This is a genomic window from Acetobacter senegalensis, from assembly GCF_001580995.1.
Classification (GTDB): Bacteria; Pseudomonadota; Alphaproteobacteria; order Acetobacterales; family Acetobacteraceae; genus Acetobacter; species Acetobacter senegalensis.
In genome coordinates this window covers 138848-157606 of the sequence record NZ_LHZU01000148.1, presented here as the reverse complement: position 1 = coordinate 157606, position 18759 = coordinate 138848, and the positions used below count along the sequence as shown (strand labels likewise).

At 51.3% G+C, this 18759-nt stretch carries 16 protein-coding genes; 8 read left to right on the top strand and 8 right to left on the bottom strand.

Annotated elements, in window-relative coordinates:
* Positions 1 to 78: 78 nt before the first annotated feature.
* On the top strand, positions 79 to 669 hold the full coding sequence (locus AD948_RS17090; protein ID WP_039903304.1) for a TetR/AcrR family transcriptional regulator: 591 nt from the start codon (positions 79 to 81) through the stop codon (positions 667 to 669).
* A 43-nt stretch (positions 670 to 712) separates the two neighbouring features.
* Here the strand turns inward: AD948_RS17090 and paaE are convergent, their stop codons facing one another.
* The 6 genes from paaE to AD948_RS17060 form a co-directional block, all read right to left on the bottom strand.
* Entirely contained in the window at positions 713 to 1837 is a 1125-nt protein-coding gene (paaE, locus tag AD948_RS17085; RefSeq protein WP_061472864.1) for a 1,2-phenylacetyl-CoA epoxidase subunit PaaE, read from the bottom strand.
* A gap of 40 nt (positions 1838 to 1877) precedes the next feature.
* Positions 1878 to 2375: a 1,2-phenylacetyl-CoA epoxidase subunit PaaD gene (gene paaD / locus AD948_RS17080; protein ID WP_156479080.1), complete on the bottom strand. Its 498-nt coding sequence runs from the start codon at positions 2373 to 2375 to the stop codon at positions 1878 to 1880.
* Positions 2372 to 3163 (bottom strand): 1,2-phenylacetyl-CoA epoxidase subunit PaaC, encoded by a 792-nt coding sequence (gene paaC / locus AD948_RS17075; protein ID WP_061472858.1) that lies wholly within the window; start codon positions 3161 to 3163, stop codon positions 2372 to 2374. The genes paaD and paaC overlap by 4 nt, the downstream gene beginning before the upstream one ends.
* 52 nt (positions 3164 to 3215) lie before the next feature.
* Positions 3216 to 3518 carry a 1,2-phenylacetyl-CoA epoxidase subunit PaaB gene (paaB, locus tag AD948_RS17070; protein WP_061472855.1) on the bottom strand — a complete coding sequence of 101 codons (303 nt, stop codon included), beginning with the start codon at positions 3516 to 3518 and terminating at the stop codon, positions 3216 to 3218.
* A 12-nt stretch (positions 3519 to 3530) separates the two neighbouring features.
* Positions 3531 to 4511, bottom strand: a complete 981-nt coding sequence (gene paaA, locus AD948_RS17065; protein WP_061472849.1) for a 1,2-phenylacetyl-CoA epoxidase subunit PaaA — start codon at positions 4509 to 4511, stop codon at positions 3531 to 3533.
* Between the two features lie 128 nt (positions 4512 to 4639).
* Positions 4640 to 5563, bottom strand: a complete 924-nt coding sequence (locus tag AD948_RS17060; protein ID WP_061472846.1) for a PaaX family transcriptional regulator — start codon at positions 5561 to 5563, stop codon at positions 4640 to 4642.
* A gap of 801 nt (positions 5564 to 6364) precedes the next feature.
* Between AD948_RS17060 and paaI the strand changes: the two genes are divergently transcribed.
* The 4 genes from paaI to AD948_RS17040 all read left to right on the top strand — a co-directional run bounded on the left by paaI (position 6365) and on the right by AD948_RS17040 (position 11719).
* Complete coding sequence (gene paaI, locus AD948_RS17055; protein ID WP_061472843.1) at positions 6365 to 6796, top strand: hydroxyphenylacetyl-CoA thioesterase PaaI; 432 nt, start codon at positions 6365 to 6367, stop codon at positions 6794 to 6796.
* Between the two features lie 99 nt (positions 6797 to 6895).
* Positions 6896 to 7951 (top strand): SphA family protein, encoded by a 1056-nt coding sequence (locus AD948_RS17050; protein WP_169797425.1) that lies wholly within the window; start codon positions 6896 to 6898, stop codon positions 7949 to 7951.
* A 38-nt stretch (positions 7952 to 7989) separates the two neighbouring features.
* Positions 7990 to 9483 (top strand): aldehyde dehydrogenase family protein, encoded by a 1494-nt coding sequence (locus tag AD948_RS17045; protein ID WP_061472837.1) that lies wholly within the window; start codon positions 7990 to 7992, stop codon positions 9481 to 9483.
* An 88-nt stretch (positions 9484 to 9571) separates the two neighbouring features.
* Entirely contained in the window at positions 9572 to 11719 is a 2148-nt protein-coding gene (locus AD948_RS17040) for a PQQ-dependent dehydrogenase, methanol/ethanol family (protein ID WP_061472833.1), read from the top strand.
* Between the two features lie 149 nt (positions 11720 to 11868).
* Here AD948_RS17040 and AD948_RS17035 read toward each other — a convergent pair whose 3' ends face one another.
* A complete protein-coding gene (locus AD948_RS17035; RefSeq protein WP_061473053.1) occupies positions 11869 to 12897 on the bottom strand; it encodes a YeiH family protein in 1029 nt (342 codons plus the stop codon).
* Positions 12898 to 12972: 75 nt separating this feature from the next.
* Between AD948_RS17035 and AD948_RS17030 the strand changes: the two genes are divergently transcribed.
* The gene (locus AD948_RS17030) at positions 12973 to 13845 is read left to right on the top strand and encodes a LysR family transcriptional regulator (protein WP_061472830.1); all 873 of its coding nucleotides are present in this window, start codon (positions 12973 to 12975) and stop codon (positions 13843 to 13845) included.
* A gap of 54 nt (positions 13846 to 13899) precedes the next feature.
* Here the strand turns inward: AD948_RS17030 and AD948_RS17025 are convergent, their stop codons facing one another.
* Positions 13900 to 15357 carry an NCS1 family nucleobase:cation symporter-1 gene (locus AD948_RS17025; RefSeq protein ID WP_061472827.1) on the bottom strand — a complete coding sequence of 486 codons (1458 nt, stop codon included), beginning with the start codon at positions 15355 to 15357 and terminating at the stop codon, positions 13900 to 13902.
* 122 nt (positions 15358 to 15479) lie between these two features.
* Between AD948_RS17025 and hydA the strand changes: the two genes are divergently transcribed.
* Together hydA and AD948_RS17015 are read left to right on the top strand one after the other, a co-directional pair.
* Positions 15480 to 16880, top strand: coding sequence for a dihydropyrimidinase (hydA, locus tag AD948_RS17020; protein WP_061472824.1), 1401 nt, complete (start codon positions 15480 to 15482; stop codon positions 16878 to 16880).
* Between the two features lie 526 nt (positions 16881 to 17406).
* Positions 17407 to 18756: an NAD(P)-dependent oxidoreductase gene (locus AD948_RS17015; RefSeq protein ID WP_408736078.1), complete on the top strand. Its 1350-nt coding sequence runs from the start codon at positions 17407 to 17409 to the stop codon at positions 18754 to 18756.
* Positions 18757 to 18759 lie beyond the last annotated feature (3 nt).

The window sequence follows — 18759 nt, the reverse complement described above, 5'->3', positions numbered from 1 at the left end:
GCCAACATACCCCTTGATTTTATTGGCATTTCTATAAAAAACTAGCATCTGCTGACTATACATTAAAGGAAATCAATCATGGCGCGACCGCGCGCAAGCGACTACGAAGAAAAACGCCTCATGATTCTGGAGCGGTCGGCTCATTTATTTGCAAGCCTTGGATTTGATCGTGCTTCGATCAACATGATTGCCAAAGCCTGTGGAACATCCAAGGCTCTTTTTTATCATTATTATACAGATAAACAGCAACTTCTGTTTGACCTGATCGAAACCCATCTGCAGGAACTTCTGATCGCAACGGATCCAACACAATGGTCAGGCCTAACTGCGCAAGAAACACTTTACAGTATGACAGAAGCGCTCCTTAACGCCTACCGGGATGCTAATGCAAAACACAAGGTTCAGCTCAACCACATGGATCTGCTGGACCCTGAACAGCAAGACACCATCCGTATGATGGAGCGCGCTCTGGTGAGTCGATTTTCGGACGCCATCAATGCAGCACTCCCCTCCCCCGGCTCCTCTCCCATGTTACTGAAACCGTTGACAATGTCCTTATTTGCCATGCTGAACTGGGCCTATACATGGTTCAAAGAAGATGGCCCCCTGAGCCGTGCAGACTATGCCAGACTCGCAGCGGGGCGTATTATTGGCGCACCACTCCCCTGAAAGAAGAGTGGTGACCAAACTGAGGCAAGAAAACAATGACGCCTCACATGGCGTCATAATCTACCGTAACGTGCTCTGTTGTCGGGTGTGCCTGACAGGTAAGAACAAAACCTGCCTCTACCTCCCATTTTTCAAGTGAGAAATTAAGAGTCATCTCGACCTTCCCCTCGGTCACTTTGGCACGGCAGGTGCTACACATACCGCCCTTACACGCATAGGGAAGATCCAGCCCCGAGCGTAATGCAGCATCCAGAAGCGTCTCTTCTTCAGCAACATTCACGTCTGCGCGTTTGCCATCCACAATTAAGGTGGCCACCACGCCGGTTTGCGCAGCTTGCTCTGACGTCACTTTTGGATGCAAGCGCGGTTTTCCAGAAAACGTGGATATGAATCTTTCTATATGTATCTTGTCTTCCGCCACCCCTGCATCCTGAAGAACTGAAAGCGCATCATCGGTCATACCTGAAGGACCACACACAAAAACATGGTCCAATGTTTCGGTGGGTAGAACATGCAGAAGAATTGTTCTTATTTTTTCTGCATCCAGGCGACCATTCAATGCTGGAATATCCTGTTGTTCCTTTGAAAAAACATGAAAGATCGAAAAGCGCTCCATAAACTGGTCTTTCAGATCTTCCAGCATTTCACGAAACAGCATATCTCCGACTGATCTGTTCCCATAAAACAGGAAGAAAGAGCTATCCGGTTCGGTCGCAAGCAATCCTCTGGCAAGAGATAAAACAGGCGTAATACCAGAACCTGCGGCAAACCCCGCATAAACACGTTGCGCAGTGCTATCGGGCTGAATGCCAAAACGCCCCGTAGGAGTCATCACATCCAGACTGTCACCTGCTGCCAGGCTTGTATTGGCCCATGTGGAAAATACACCGTCTTCTACACGCTTAAGGGCCACGCGTAATTCGCCATCAGACGGCGCGGAGCAGATAGAGTAAGAACGACGCACGTCTTCTCCATCCAGCGTGGTTCGCAAAGTAAGATACTGCCCAGGCACAAAACTGTAAGCCTCAGCAAGATCGTCCGGCACTATGAAAGCAAGAGAAACCGCGTCCGGTGTCTCACGCCTCACATCAGCAATCTGCAATTTATGGAAGCGCGCCGTGCGTGCAACCTGAGCACTTGATGCGTTAAGACTATCTGTTTGAGACATTTCCTATTCTTTCTTTTTTATGAAGTCTCATGCTTTGGGCTCAATGGCACCTAAAATAATCAAAGGGTTCACGGCATGTATTGCAACGCCACAAAGCCTTGCAGGAGGTAGACCCAAATTCCGCCAACCTGCTGGTGTCTGTTGAGCCGCATTGGGGGCACGCCACCTCCACTGTTCCAAAAAGACTGCCACGCCCACTTCCTTCCTGTGGAGGCGCAATACCATATGCAAGAAGCTTCTGGCGGCCGGATTCACTCAACCACGCGGTTGTCCAAGCGGGGGAAAGTGTTGTGTTTACATGAAAATTTTCAATACCAGCGCGCGCAAGGGCTGTCTCAATATCCAGAGTAATCATGTTCATGGCTGGGCAACCTGAATAGGTAGGCGTAATGGTCACATCCACCACACCATTATGCACTCGGACATCCCGTAAAATTCCCAAATCTGCTATTGTCAGAACAGGAATTTCCGGGTCAGTTACATCATCGAGAGCATGCAGTACCCTTGTGCGCAACAAGGCATCTGTCTGGGGTGTCACCACACAGCTCCCGGTTCAGAACGAGGGAGCTGCTGCATTTCAGCAAGCAAAAATCCAAGATGTTCTGAATGACGGCCGCTACGCCCACCTTCCTGCATCCATGTACTTTGAGGAAGGGTGAGAGTTGCACGATCAAGGATAGTTTGCACCGTGGTGCGCCAGCCATCATGAATAACCGATGCATCAATAATCATTCCCTCAGCCTGCAGCATGGCTTCCGCTTCGTCCGTATCGAACATTTCTCCGGTATAAGACCAAAGAAACTCCAGAGCGGCTTGCATCCGATCATGGCTTTTCGGCGTGCCATCCCCAAGCCTGATAACCCATTCAGAGGTATAACGCAGATGGTATGCTGTTTCCTTCTCTGCTTTTTCTGCAATAGCGGCCAATTGTGCATCAGATGATTTCATCATCGCACGCCAATAGGGATCGATGAAAGCAGAATAAAGAAACTGACGCATGATGATGCGTCCGAAATCACCATTTGGTAATTCACACAACAGAAGATTACGATACTGCCCAACATCACGCAAATAGGCATAGGTATCTTCTGTATTCGCATGACCACCTTCTAAAGAGGGCTCACGCAGTGCGGCTAGCGCATATAACGCGCGCGCCTGACCAATAAGATCCAGCCCAATATTGGCCAGAGCCATATCTTCTTCCAAGGTAGGAGCGTGGCCACAGCATTCTGAAAGCCTGTGCCCCAATATGAGAGCATCATCGGCTCGACGCAGTGCATAGAGCACCTGTGGGGTTTCTGAAACAGATATGGTATTTGTGACCATAATATTTTTTCCTGCTCTTGCAGGCTTCGTGCCATGGCACGATAGCCAAAGGCTACATATGCCCGACTTCTTCAGGTACATTGTAAAAAGTCGGGTGCCTGTAAGCTTTAGAAAGCGCAGGCTCAAACAGCATGCCTTTCTCCGAAGGGTCTGAAGCAATAATCAGGTGCGAGGGTACAACCCAGATTGAAAGCCCTTCACCTCTGCGCGTAAAAAGATTACGGGCAGCCTGAAGCGCCAGCTCAGCATCTTCAGCATGCAAAGATCCCACATGCTTGTGCGCAAGCCCGCTGCGGCTACGAATGAATACTTCCCACAATTGCACAGGCGGCGTTGCCTTAAGTGTTTTATTCATAGTCCTATTTCCTTAAGCGGCATGGCGGGAGGCCTGCCGTGCAGCATAAGCTGCTGCAGCTTCTCTTACCCATGCACCTTCTTCATGAGCTTTCCTGCGGCTGGCGAGCCTGTCCTGATTACAGGGGCCGTTTCCAGAGATAACCTGCTTGAATTCTTCCCAGTCTATCTCGCCATACATCCAATTTCCGGTGACCTCATCCTGACGCAAATCCGGATCTGGAAGTGTCAAACCCAGAAACTGGGCCTGAGGTACGGTCGCATCCACAAACTTCTGACGCAGTTCATCGTTACTGAAACGCTTGATTTTCCAACGAGTAGACTGGTCTGAATGCTGGCTGTCAGTATCCGGTGGTCCAAACATCATCAGGCTGGGCCACCACCAGCGGTTCAAGGCATCCTGCGCCATTGCTTTCTGACGTGCGGAACCTTTTGCCAGCGTCATCATAATTTCAAATCCCTGCCGCTGGTGAAAGCTCTCCTCCTTGCAGACACGAATCATCGCACGCGCATAAGGGCCATAAGAACAGCGACAGAGCGGAATCTGGTTCATGATTGCCGCCCCGTCCACCAGCCACCCGATTGCACCAATATCGGCCCATGTCATGGTGGGATAATTGAAAATGGAGGAGTATTTGGCCTTTCCTTCCATGAGCTGGTCCATAAGAGCTTCACGGGATGCATTGAGTGTTTCTGCGGCAGCGTAGAGATACAGGCCGTGCCCGCATTCATCCTGTACTTTTGCCAAAAGGGCCGCCTTGCGGCGCAAGGATGGTGCTCGCGTTATCCATGCCCCTTCTGGTAACTGTCCGATAATTTCAGAATGAGCATGCTGGCTGATCTGGCGAACCAAAGTACGCCGATAAGCCTCGGGCATCCAGTCATTTGCTTCAATCCGGTCTTCCGAATCAATACGGGTCTGAAAATTTGCCATTTTTTCGGCATCTTCCAGATTATGCGGAGTCGGCAGATCGTTAAGTGCCTGCGTGTACATAAGCGTTCTCCTGCAAACTTACAGCCGAAAGCATTACATAATTTACAAAATAATAGCGAATCTTGTAACATAAAATACACGTGATATCAGATCTGACTTTCCCTATTTTTCTTTTTTTGGAGCAAGGACTATACAAAGTCCCTTGACTGCGCCCTGCTTACCTCTTGAAATCGCTTATAAAATGCTGGCGTTGGTGCCGGTAGCCGCCCTGCATCACCGCCACGACCATTTTCCGTCAACCATGCTTCTGATGCTGGCAATAAAGCCCGATAGATTGTGGCGCATAGAGTCTGAGCTCTATATCCGGCCCAGTCAGATGGCATGAGCGCTTCTGGAAGATGCGGGTCACGCAAGGCAATACGCCGATATTCATGAATGAGCAGAGTGCGCGCAACAACGGCACTCAGTCCATCCTGATGGAACGCCCCTTTTTGCTCTGCATGGTCTGTGCACATTTTGGCAAGAGGCGAAAATATCTTTTCAAACCGCAGATAGGATCGAGCGAGATCATCAAGTGAAAAATATGCAGCAAGACATTGCATGGCTACCTGAGAGCCGTCTACGTCAAGGCCGAAGATGCCATCAGGCAAAGTACCTTCATCCACCCCAAGCCATGCCCCAGGGGCAAATGCTGTATATCCAGCTTCCCTCATCCGTGTGGCCACAAGAGCGGCTTCATCGCCCACCAAAGACCTTACGGATGCCGATGCAACGGCCAAGCGCAGCTTACGCTGGGTTTTAAACGAAACGGTTCCATAGATTCTTGGCTCTGCATCACGCGAGAGCGCCATGCCGCGGGACGACAAACAATAATAAGCGTTGCGCCCAATACGTGTACGCTCAACCCATCCATCCGCAGAAAGCCGTGATAACGCTGTTCTGACTGTACCAGAGCCCACATCCATGGCGTGAAAAAGACTTAAAAGCGTCGGCAGTCCAATCGAACCACCACGAGGAAGAACCATATCCCCAAAGAAGGTCATGACAATGGACCATGTTCGGCTTGGCTCTGCCTGAAACAGCCGCAATATATCTTTGAGCGGTTTGTCCATGATCCTGATATTCCTCGGCCAATGCTTTTTCTGAGTGCTGAAATGCAAGAAGAATAACGGTCCTGTCTACACTTTCCTTCCCAATAAGCCCCACTGAGGAAGAAAAAGCTGCCACAAACAATCATCGCAAAGACCAGTGACCTCGACTTAGAATAAATTTATCAAAACATCATCATATATGGGAAAAAATTTCCCGTTTCTCTTCAAAAAACAGTGTCCTTTCGCCTTATACTGCAGCAAGCATAGTTCTATTCAGGCGGTGATTACAAACGCTGTTTATCCACCTCATCGAACGGCTTGTATGACCACTCAATCGGACCATTGAACCATCCACGTTTATTGTCACAACCTTATTCCTGTTACGATAAATTATGTATTTAAAACAGTTTTTACCAATAATTACAGATACATAGAAATATTTTCTCTTCTTCCTGCCGTCTGAAAAAGTGTATCCGAATAACGAGCTAACGCAGGTAGAACATCGAGTTCCCCCTCCTCAAAACTGGGCTGCGCTTCAAAAGGAAAGTGGCAATTTAAGATCCTCCCTCAGAAGTGATGGCGACAGAGACAGAAACTCTGTAATGTCAGAATCGTTATTGATCGTCCAGACGGTTAATTAAAGACCTAGTTGGTCTGAGGCGGGAGTGCTTACGTGAAGCCAACCCTTTTTATAGTGCACAACAGCGCTACGCTTGCCTTAAACAGGGACAGGCTACGCACGACCTGTTTTCGCCAAGTATTTAGAGGAAGCTTATTGATTTTCGTAAAACAGCGCGTAACTCGGACCAATGGTAAAGCGACATGACCCCAGAAGAACGTGCCCGCGCAGCAGCCAGAGCCTTATGGACCAATGACAGGGAAAGCAAAAGCCTGGGCATGGAAATCTTGCAAGTAGGACCCGGCTTTTCGATAGTTGCCATGAATGCAACCATTGAAATGACCAACGGCATCGGCACAATCCATGGTGGCTTTATCTTTGCTTTGGCCGACAGCGCATTTGCTGTCGCGTGCAATAGCTACAATGATCGTACAGTCGCCGCGCATTGCTCCATCACTTATCTGGCCCCCGGCGTGGCAGGCAAGCGCCTCCTCGCAAGCGCCCGGGAAATCAGTCGCGCAGGACGTTCCGGCCTGTACGACATTGAAATCAGTCAGGAAGGAACCATCATAGCGCAATTTCGCGGGCATTCCCGATCCATAGGCGGCACCCTGTTCTCCGAGCCGTCTTCATAACGGTCTTCATCAATAAACACGAAAAGCGTGTTGATAATAAAAAACACGGCAAACATGTTCACAACAAAAGCACGGTCAACGTGCTACATGGAGGAACTTATGGCACTGCCTTATTCTGCTGTGTCGAAGGGTAAAGGTTTCGTTCAGTCTTGTCGTGCCGCACAAGGCACCTCGCGGGACGACATCATGGCGCTTCAGCGCAAGAAACTGGGAAAAACTCATGACTCTCTTTTCAAAAAAGCGCTGCCCTTTGTTTTGATCACGTTGGCAGCGTGGAGCTTGCATGCTGCGCCACGGGCGGCTTATGCCACTGAGGGAGGTGGCAGTACCTACCCCATGGGGGTCAATACCGTTTTGCCGGCCATCATGCCAGATCTCGGGAAAACCGAACTTCTGAATTATCTTGCTGATATTCCGCTGACATCCCTCAACGACAGCCACGGTCGTCATTCCCCCGAAGCATTTGGAGGAAATCTGTTCGCGTTTGCGCCGCGCCTTTTGCATACATGGAATTTTGCACTAGGGGACTTTCATTTTTCCACCGGACTTTCGCCAGTTTTCCAGCGCAAATATGTAAGTGTCGGTGGCCAGAACAGCTATACTTTCAACATGTCATCATTCGACCTGCAGGCCCTCTATGTCACCTGGTCGAAAGGAGACCTGCATTTACTGTTCGGACAGGATTTCTGGTTTCCGGGTTCTTCTTACAACCACTCTGATTTCTCGAATGTTACTGCCACGCGCGTGACATTCATGGAAGAAGGCGCCGTGACATGGACCCCTGGCAACTGGGAGTTTTCTCTTGAAAATACAGTCCAGATGTCAACCCGTAACCGTGATACAGGCTACCATGATGGTACGCTGTTCAACATGGATTATGGTATTTCCTACCGCCCGTTCCCCAAATTGCGCAAACTGCAGTTTGGCGTCAACGGTAACTGGGCCTACCAGACAAGTAACGATACCCTGAACGGGCAACGTTATATGGACGGCTACAAGCTGCGCAACTTCACCATAGGACCGCAGATTGTTTATGATTTTTCCCCCGGTACAGCCGTAGTCCTTAAATGGCAGCATGCCCTGGATGCCCGCAATACAATTGGCGGCGACCGTTACTGGGTGGAATTTGCCTTACCGATCCACCTGTTCGACTGATCAAGAATATCTTCCGTTCAGAACAGGACGTTTAAAATATGGTTGAAGTTTCCATACTACCCCAGGTTCGCGATTTCATGAATCGGTTGAACGGTCAATTCATAAACGGCAAAACTGTTGTTTCTCAGCGGGACGAAGTGATCACCATCACCAATCCCGCTACGGATGAGGTGATTGCACATGTTGCCACGGCCACGAGCAGAGATATCGACTATGCGGTAGACTCCGCTCACCGTGCCTTTCACGGTGGCTGGGCGGACGTTTCTCCAGCCCAGCGCGGCCTGCTGCTGAACCGGCTTGCCGATCTCATGATCGCCCATCGTGAAGAACTGGCACAGATTGAAACCCTGACGTCGGGAAAGCTGATTACTTTATCACGCGCTTTCGAGGTCGATTATGCCGTATCGTTCCTGCGCTATTATGCAGGCTGGACAACACGAATTGAGGGCAAGACTGTTGCACTCTCTCTCCCTTCCGCCAATGGCGAGAAATATACCGGGCTGACACTGCGTGAGCCACTGGGTGTGGTGGCAGGCATTGTACCCTGGAATTTTTCGATCATGATTGCGGTCTGGAAATTCGGGTCAGCGCTGGCGTGCGGCTTCACAGCCGTCATCAAGCCCAGCGAGGTGACGCCCCTCACCATGCTACGTGTTGCAGAACTGGCGATTGAAGCAGGAATCCCTCCTGGTGTTCTAAACGTGGTCAACGGCCCCGGGCAGCAGGTGGGTCACGCCCTCACAACACATCCCAAAATTGCCAAAGTCACGTTTACCGGCGGCATGGAAACAGGGGCAATTATCGGCACAGCCGCCCTTCAATCTGGCTTCAAACGAGTCACTCTCGAACTCGGTGGCAAGAATGCCGCAGGTTTCTTACCTGATGTTTCGCCAGAGAAGACTGTAGAGGGCATTATTGAGGCCGGTTTTCTCAATTCGGGTCAAGTCTGTGCTTCTGCTGAACGCTATTATGTCCATCGCTCCCTGATCAATGATGTAGCAGAGCAACTCGGCAAGCGTCTGACGACTCTCACGCCGGGTAATCCGATGGATGATGAAAGCCGTTTCGGCCCGCTGGCAAATCGGTCCCATTTTAACAAAGTGATCGGGTATTTCACGAGAGCACGTGACCAGAATCTGACATTCATCCATGGCGGCGGCGCATTTGATATGCCTGGTTGCTACATACAGCCAACGGCAGTACTGGCGCGATCAGAGAATGACGAACTGATGCGTCAGGAAGTATTCGGTCCAGTCGCGTCTCTTCTGGCGTATGACAGCGTGGACGAACTGGTGACACTCATGAACGACTCACCATACGGTCTGGCTGCCAGCCTTTGGACCAACAATCTATCGCAGGCCCTGCGTCTCATTCCTCGTGTTGAAGCGGGCACAGTCTGGGTCAACATGCACAATTATATCGATCCCGCCATGCCATTTGGCGGTACAAAAGGATCTGGAATCGGTCGTGAATTCGGAAGTGCGTTCATCGATCATTTCACGGAAATCAAATCAGTGATCATGCGATATTAAAAACAATAACCGGAGCACTCTTCGCAAGTCAGCACTGGTCGAGAGCAATACCATGAAGCACTTTTTCCTGTTTAGGGCGACCTTATATATGGTCGTCATCCTTACCTTGTCCGCTACCCATCTATCGCAAAGCCAGGCTGCAACGGATGATCCTGTCGTCACACAAGCGGAGGAATCGCCACAGAACTGGCCGACCCATGGACGCACCTATAACGAACACCGTTATAGCCCGCTAAACCAGATCAACACGGAAACAATTGGCCGGCTCAAACTGGCGTGGTCAAGCAACTTCGACACCAATCGCGGCCAGGAAGGCACGCCGCTGGTGGTCAATGGTACCCTCTACGCCACGACAAACTGGAGCAAGGTCCGCGCCTATGACGGAGCGAGCGGCAAGTTGCTCTGGAGTTATGATCCTCAAGTGCCGGGACCATCCGCCGTGCGCGGCTGTTGTGATACCGTTAATCGTGGGGCAGCCTACTGGAACGGCAAGATTTTTGTAGGAACATTCGATAACCGTCTGATCGCTCTGGATGCTAAAACCGGCCACAAAATATGGGAGGTGGACACAATTCCCAAGGACGCGTGGCTGGGCGATATAAAATCCTACATTACCGATGGCGCACCACGCGTAGCCAAGGGCGTGGTGATGATCGGCAATGGTGGCGCGGAGTTCGGCGCACGCGGCTTCGTCTCGGGCTTCAATGCTGAAACCGGGGCGCTGAAATGGCGCTTCTACACCACGCCCAACCGTTCAAATCAACCCGACCACGCAGCATCTGACGCCCCCCTGATGACCATGGCCTATCGTACCTGGGGGCCGCATGGTGCATGGATCCACTCCGGTGGTGGCGGAACGGTATGGGATTCCATCGTTTATGATCCGCAGACCGATCTTGTCTATCTTGGCGTCGGCAACGGCTCACCGTGGAACTATAAACAACGTTCTGACGGAATTGGGGACAATCTCTTCCTTGGGTCAATTGTGGCCATTCGGCCAGAAACCGGGGAATATGTCTGGCATTTCCAGGAAACACCTCAGGATCAGTGGGATTATACCTCTACCCAGCACATTATGACCGCCGACCTCGAAATCAACGGCAAAAAGCGTCATGTCCTGCTTCACGCACCCAAAAACGGTTTCTTCTATATTATAGACGCGCAAACAGGTGAATTCATCTCGGCAAGGAACTATGTGCCTGTTAACTGGGCCAAAGAGATTGATCCCGTAACGGGCCGCCCCAATATCGTTCCTGACGCACTGTATTCCCTTACGGGCAAACCTTGGGCAGGCCTTCCGGGGGATCTGGGCGGACATAATTTTGCAGCCATGAGCTATAGCGCCCAGACTGGCCTTGTCTATATTCCTGCCCAACAGATCCCGATGGTGTTTACCCCCGACGCCCACCCCTTGAAGCACAAAGGCTTGAACCTCGGAATCAGCATGCAGGGTCTTCCCGATGATCCCGCTATCCGCGACGGTTTTCTCAAGACGCTCACAGGGTGGCTGATTGCGTGGGACCCCAAACAACAGAAGGAAATCTTTCGGGTCGATCACAAGGGGCCATGGAACGGGGGCCTCCTTTCCACGGGTGGCAACCTGATCTTCCAGGGGCTAGCAAACGGCGAGTTCCATGCCTATGACGCAAGGAATGGTGCAGATCTTTTCAATTTCAACGCACAGAGCGGGATTATCGCACCGCCAATCTCCTATGAAGTGAATGGCAAGCAATATATTGCTGTAGAAACCGGTTGGGGCGGCATCTATCCATTGCTGATGGGACGAACGGCGCTGTCCTCGGGCTGGACGGTCAATCATTCCCGTCTGCTCGTTTTCGCGCTGGATGGTACGGCGGAACTCCCACCACAAAATGACAGGGGGATGATACCGGTCAAGCCGCCAGAACAATTCGATGCACAGCAGGCCGCCGCAGGGTACCAGCTTTACGAAACGTTCTGTCAGGTTTGCCACGGTGACAACGCGCTTTCTGGTGGTGTCCTGCCGGACCTGCGCTGGTCAGGTGCCATTCATCACATGGCGGGATTCCAGAATGTCGTCGGCCGGGGAGCCCTGACCGCGTACGGCATGGCACGCTTTGATGACATCCTTTCACGCCAGGACATTGAAAAAATCCGCCAGTTCCTGATCAAACGAGCCAATGAGACCTACGCGCGAGAAGTAGCAGCCCGCGCCAACCCTCAGAACATTCCACAAGGCCGCGCGATTACCGAATAAGACACGGTATCATCTTGCGTAGGAGCGACTTACCTGCTCCTACGCATTCTGGTGCACCATCATCTTCTTCAAAAATGCCCGAGCCAGCCTTCCCCCTTTTCTTGGCATGCGGACTTTTCCTGCCCGATCAGTGCGGGTGCCGTTTTCCATTATGCATGACAGCACAACCGAACAACGCACAAGGCAGCAGTTCCCAGCAGAAAGAGAGAGAGCGTAACGCAGGCTATGGTTTTCATGCCGGCAGCACAGACACCGCGCAGATCAACGGTCAGACCAAGCCCCGCCATGGCGACAATTGTCAGCACGTTACTCGTAACGTGCAGGGGGACAACCACAGCATCCGGTAGCAGGCCGACCGAACGCAGAGCCATCAGCGCCATGAACGCCAGAATGAATGGTGGAAGGAACCGGGTTACGCCGAATCTACAAATGGAGGCATCCCGCGCCAACTCCGTTCGTGCGTGAAGAAGCGAAAAACCAGCGACAACTGGCCCAAGCATCAGCACACGCACCAGCTTGACCACTGTGCCCATCTGTACCGCCACCGGGCCCATGGGGCCAGCAGCAGCCAGAACCTGTGGCACGGCATACACCGTCAGCCCAGCCAGCATACCCCCACCTTCAGCCGTCAACCCCAATCCATGGGCAATGATTGGCAGGGCAACCACCACGATAATGCCGAGCACGGCAGTAAAGGCAACAGATGTCGCCACATCGTCGCTATCCGCATCAATAACCGGGGCTATGGCGGCAATCGCGGAATTGCCACAGATTGCGTTGCCGCATGCAATCAGAATGGCCATCTTCGTGGGCAGTTTCAACACACGCCCAATTGCGATACCAGCGAGAATTGTAACGCACACTGTGAGGACAATCCCGAACAGCAGCACTGGCCCTGCCCGCAGCACCACGCCCGCGCTGATTGTTCCCCCCATTAGTGCAACGGCCCATTCCAACACCCGATGCGCCGTAAAATGGATACCAGAATGATAACGAGCCGACGGCATCCAGACAGTGCGAACGATTGTTCCCAGAAGAATGGCAAGAACAAGCCCTTCAAGCCATACCGTGCCTGTTAGTAGCCGCTCAGCCTGTTCTACCAATAGCGATACGATGGCGACGGCAAGACTGAGGACTACCCCAGGCGCATAACCATAATTGAGACGCTTCTGTTTCATGAGGGCAGCATCGCGGCCCACACTCGATAAATCCAATGGATTGTTTGTATCTGTTCAATAGATTATATTTATTGAATGACATTGGAACAACTTCGTATCTTCGTGACCGTTGCGGAAACGCTCAACATGCGTGCGGCTGCCGAAATTCTGTGCCTGACGCAACCTGCCGTAAGCGCTGCCATTGCTGCATTAGAAGAAAAACACGCGACCAGACTGTTCGAACGCATTGGGCGCGGCCTTGAGCTTAATGAAGCAGGCCGAACTTTTCTGCCAGAGGCACAAGGTGTTCTGGCAAAAGCGGCGCAGGCTTTGCAAACACTTGACGATCTTTCAGGGTTGGTCCGCGGAACGTTGCGCGTCGTCGCCAGCCAGACAGTAGCGAGCTACTGGTTACCGCGCCGCCTCGCACGGTTTGCATCCTGCCACCCCGGCATCACGCTCGACCTTCGGGTTTGCAATACAACGCAGGCAGCCGCGAGCGTTCTTGCTGGCGATGCGGATTTGGGATTTGTGGAAGGCTATGTTGAGGAAGGAGTGTTGGCACGGCACAAAGTGGGAGGAGATGGCTTTGGGCTCTATGTGGCACCGGGACACCCCCTGACGAACCGCCCGCCCCGCCGTGAAGACCTTATAAAAGCCCAATGGGTCTTGCGTGAGGAAGGATCTGGCACACGCAACCATCTGGAAACCTGTCTGCACTCCCGTTTTAGTCTGGACTTAACAGAACTGACAGTCAGACTGGTTCTTCCATCCAATGAGGCCGTGATGGAGGCTGTCTCAGACGGTGATCTGATTACCGCCGTCTCTCACCTTGCTGCCGCGCCGCGCGTTCGGGCAGGCCTCATTCAGGCTCTTGATTGCATTCTGGATGAACGCAACTTCTCTATGCTGCGCCACAAATCACGACGCATGGGGCATGCTGCACAAGCATTCGTGGAGATGATCTGACAAGATCAACCTGTTTTTTTTAAAATTCAGATTGTGAAAACGTCATCCAAATCATCATGGAGACGGCTCAGGCTGTTTGTGGGAACGGGGCAGCAGAAAACTCAACCCCGTGTATGATATTCCTCCCACACAAAACCCTGCAATCCAGGAAAAATTGCGGAAAGCCATATAATGCTGTGTGAAAACTATGATCAACCCGCACCCCACGCCCGCTATAAGAGCGAAAAGAGCACGGAAATTCACCCCTTTACGGTACCAGTAACGCGCTGCCGGACTGTTAGAGTATAGGGCCTGCACATCAACCATCTTTTTCTGGACGAGATAGTAATCAGAAAGGAGAATACCGATAAGAGGCGCAATAAAGGTGCCAAGAACGTCCAGCGTGAAGTGAATAAGCTCTGGCCGCGTGTAGAGATTCCATGGTGTTACAAGAATAGCCCCCACAGCGGCAATAACGCCCCCTTTGCGCCAGGAAAGAATACGGGGGGAAAGGTTTGAAAAATCAAATGCGGCTGAAACAAAATTTGCAGAAATATTGATCCCTATTGTTGCGATCAGAAACGTCGCCATACCAACAACAATAATGCTCAGACTATCAATTTGAGTAATCGTTTCAACAGGATCCAGAATAATACGCCCAAAGACAGGTTGAGTCAGTAGAATTGTTACGAGCGTTAGAACGGAGAAACCCATAAAATTGACAGGAAGCCCCCAGAAATTGCCAACGCGGATATCCCGCATTGATTTTCCATAACGAGAAAAATCACCAAAATTCAGAATGATGGGGGAAAAATAGGCAACAGTTAACGAGACTGCATTCAGAACACCCAAAACCCTTTTTGTGAAATTCCCGTTTTCAGCCGTATCAAAAACGTGAAAATCAATCTGCCCGTGTGCATGCCACAAAAGCCACCCGTCCAGCGCAATCATCATGATGTAAATGGCTGGGCCTGCCCAATCAATAAAATGCCGGATAGCTTCCATTCCGCGCCAAAACAGCAGGAGCTGAAGCAGCCATACGGTCATGAAGGTTGTCCACCCCAAGGTGGAAAGGCCCGCAAAACCATGCTGCTGCACTTCTGCCCATGACGCCAGATAAGGCCAGATCTTGAGCGCCAGAATGAGGAGCGCGTTGGAGGCAAGCCATGTTTGGATGCCATACCATCCAACAGCAATAGCACCCCTTACAAAAGCCGGCACAATGGCACCATGAACACCAAATGCCATGCGCGCAACAACCGGAAATGGTGAGCCTGAAACAAAGCTGGGTTGAGCGACAAGATTGCTCCCTAATTGCACAACACATATGGCCAGCAGCAGTGCCAGAAAAACATCCATTGCTGGCAACCCCATGGCAAAAAGGCTGCCCGCAGTAACATACCCTGCCACACTATGAACGTTGGACATCCATAGAAAGAGATAATCAGACCACGCCCACGTTCTGGTCTGGGTGGGTGCGAGATCCTTGTTAATCAAACGCGTATCAGTCTGACCATCCATGGTGGGGGGCATTGAGAACACTTTCTGATTGGTTCGCTCTCAGAATATCTTATTGACCAAGAGGTCAAAATAACAATACGATTTTGATATAAAATTTCATCTCAGTCCGAACAGCAGGGAAGGCAAACCGGATCATGCTGCATATCAGAGGCGGAACTGTTGTTACGGCTGAACGTTCAACACGGGCTGACATTCTGTGTGACGATACAGGACTGATTGTTCAGGTAGGTGCAAATCTGGAAACACCTGCTGGATATGACGTTGTTGATGCTGGCGGGTTGCTGGTTATGCCGGGTGGTATTGATCCGCACACCCATATGGAAATGCCGTTCATGGGCACCACAGCCAGTGATGATTTTTATACGGGCACGGCAGCAGGTCTCGCCGGAGGCACAACCAGTATTCTGGATTTTGTCATTCCCGGTTCTGACCGCACCTTGCTGGAGTCCTGGAAGGCGTGGCGTGAGAAAGCCCGGAAGGCGGCATCCGATTACGGGTTTCATGTTGCTATTACGCACTGGAACGATCAGGTCCATGCAGATATGGGAACTCTGGTGCAGGACTGTGGCGTTAATTCCTTCAAGCATTTCATGGCGTACAAGAATGCGTTGATGATTGAAGATGAAACGTTTCTCCATTCCATGCGGCGTGCGGGAGAATTGGGGGCCCTTTGCACGGTGCATGCAGAAAACGGGGATGCCGTTGCTTATCTTCAGCAAAATCTGCTGGAAAAGGGGCAAACTGGCCCGGAAGCGCATCCAGCTTCACGACCGCCAGCAGTAGAAGGAGAAGCCACACAGCGTGCCATTACATTGGCTGGTTTGCTGGGTGTGCCACTTTACGTTGTCCATGTTTCCACTGAAGAAGCGACCTCGGCCATAGCGCAGGCCCGTATGCGTGGGCAGGAAGTCTATGGTGAAGTTCTGCCTCAGCATCTGGTATTTGATGATCAGGTGTATACGGCATCAGACTGGCTGAAAGCCGCCCGATACGTCATGAGCCCCCCGTTCAGGCCCGCTCATCATCAAAAAGCATTATGGGGCGGCCTAATGTCTGGCCAGTTACAGACCACGGCAACCGATCATTGCTGTTTCTGCAAGGAGCAGAAGGAAGCTGGCAAGGCTGATTTTACGCGTATTCCCAATGGAACACCCGGCATTGAGGACCGTATGAGCGTGTTGTGGCATTTCGGTGTGAAAAGTGGAAAATTGACACCAGAGAATTTTGTCGCGCTGACATCGACCAACACAGCCCGTATTTTCAATATGTATCCGCGGAAAGGGAGCATAACCATAGGCGCTGATGCCGATATTGTTTTATGGGACCCAACGGCTGAGCGCACTATCTCTGCCGCAACGCATCACCAAAATGTTGATTACAATATCTATGAAGGCATGACTGTCAGCGGACTTGCCCGAAAAACCATCAGTAACGGCAAGCTGGTGTGGGATAATGGAGACTTAAAAGCCGTAAAAGGCGCTGGCCGCTATCTGGAACGTCCTGCTTATAAGCGATCAGCACGCTTCCCGTTATGATATTTTCGATCTTCTTGTATTTTCTTATGCAGCAAGCGGGAACTTGATGGGACCATATACGGCAAGCATAGGAGCCGTCTTTTGTAACCGGATAGACCCTAAATAAAAAAGCGCGGAAGAAAATATTACGTTTGTCATGCGATTTACCGAAATCCACATGACGGGCATTCAGAGAAGAACTATATATTCACCACAACAATCACTTCATAAATTCATAGCAGTATAAAAAGAATTCCAACAGGCGATTACTTATCAAAATAAATCGTAACCATAGCTTTTTTCTTATATAATAGCACCGAGCAATGACGTGTTCCATTTCGAGTAGCTTCGGAAATTCTACCCTTTCATTCTCAATATGGTTCGCGCACCCGATTGGGCGCACGGGAGCCGCTCGGCTTTCAGAGGCAGACAAGCAACAGTTTCCGATACGAGACGTAAAAACTGAACAGATGGTCAGAAAAATGTTGCGGAAGCGGCTTGTTTCCTCATACCATTACGAAATCGGAATTTCATGAGGACTGTCATGATAAGCCTCCCGGATACCCTGTGCTGCCGCCTGAGCGAAGAAGAACTAGCAGTCAACTTTGCAGATGCGCACCCGCCCCTGACGCATGCACAGGCGGTAGTCGAAGCCGAACGGTGTTTTTTCTGCTACGATGCTCCGTGCATTGAAGCCTGTCCAACCAGCATTGATATTCCAAAATTTATTCGGGCTATTGCAACAGATAATATGCAGGGAGCCGCGCGAACCATCCTTGAGGCCAATATATTGGGCGGAGCGTGTGCCCGTATTTGCCCGACAGAAATTCTGTGTGAGCAAAAATGTGTGCATAACGTGCGGGAAGAAGGGCACCCTATTCGCATTGGTGCCTTGCAGCGCCACGCAACAGACTGGCAGATGGCGCATGGCGACCAGCCTTTTACCCGTGCGGCCTTAACAGGCAAAAAAGTTGCCGTTGTTGGCGCAGGCCCTGCTGGATTGGCCTGCGCGCATCGGCTGGCACTCCACGGGCATGACGTTGTGCTGTTTGACGCCCATTCTCTACCAGGCGGACTGAACGAATATGGAGTAGCCGCCTACAAACTGGCCGATGATTTTGCCCAGAGAGAAGTAGAGTTTCTCATAAGCATTGGCGGCATTACATTCTCCGGCACCAAAATTCTTGGAAAAGACTTTGCGGTTTCAGATCTGCGGCGTGACTATGATGCGGTCTTTCTTGCCGTTGGGCTCGCTGGTGTGCGTGCGTTGGGAATTGAGGGAGAACAGCTTGACGGCGTTATGGATGCCGTAAGGTTTATTGAAACCCTACGCTCACACGATAAGAAAACTGTCCCAGTTGGTCGGAAGGTTGTGGTGATTGGCGGTGGCAACACAGCAGTCGATGCGGCCGTCCAAGCCCGCCGGTTAGGGGCGGAAGAGGTCACTCTTGTTTACCGACGTGGGGCTGAGCATATGTCTGCCACTCCGGTTGAGCGGGAATGGGCGCAAACAAATGGCGTGAGCGTCAAGCATTGGGCCTCGCCGATCAGAATAGTGGCTCAAAATGGCCTGCTCTGCGGTGTGGAATTTGCACGAGGCTCAATGAAGCCTGATGGGCAAGCCGTGTATGATCTACAGGACACGTTTGTGGTGCTAGCCGATATGGTGCTTAAGGCCGTAGGGCAAGTTTTTCTGCCCGACCCGTTAAAAGGCGATTCCATTGCTATCAGCAGTGGCCGTATTCTGGTGGATGATCAGTACCGCACCACAATGGAAGGTGTTTATGCTGGGGGAGATTGCACGCCTGGAGAGGATCTGACTGTAGCTGCAGTGCGAGACGGGCGAGACGCAGCAGAGGCTATTCATCTGATGCTGTCCGAAACATCAGGGCAATAAAGG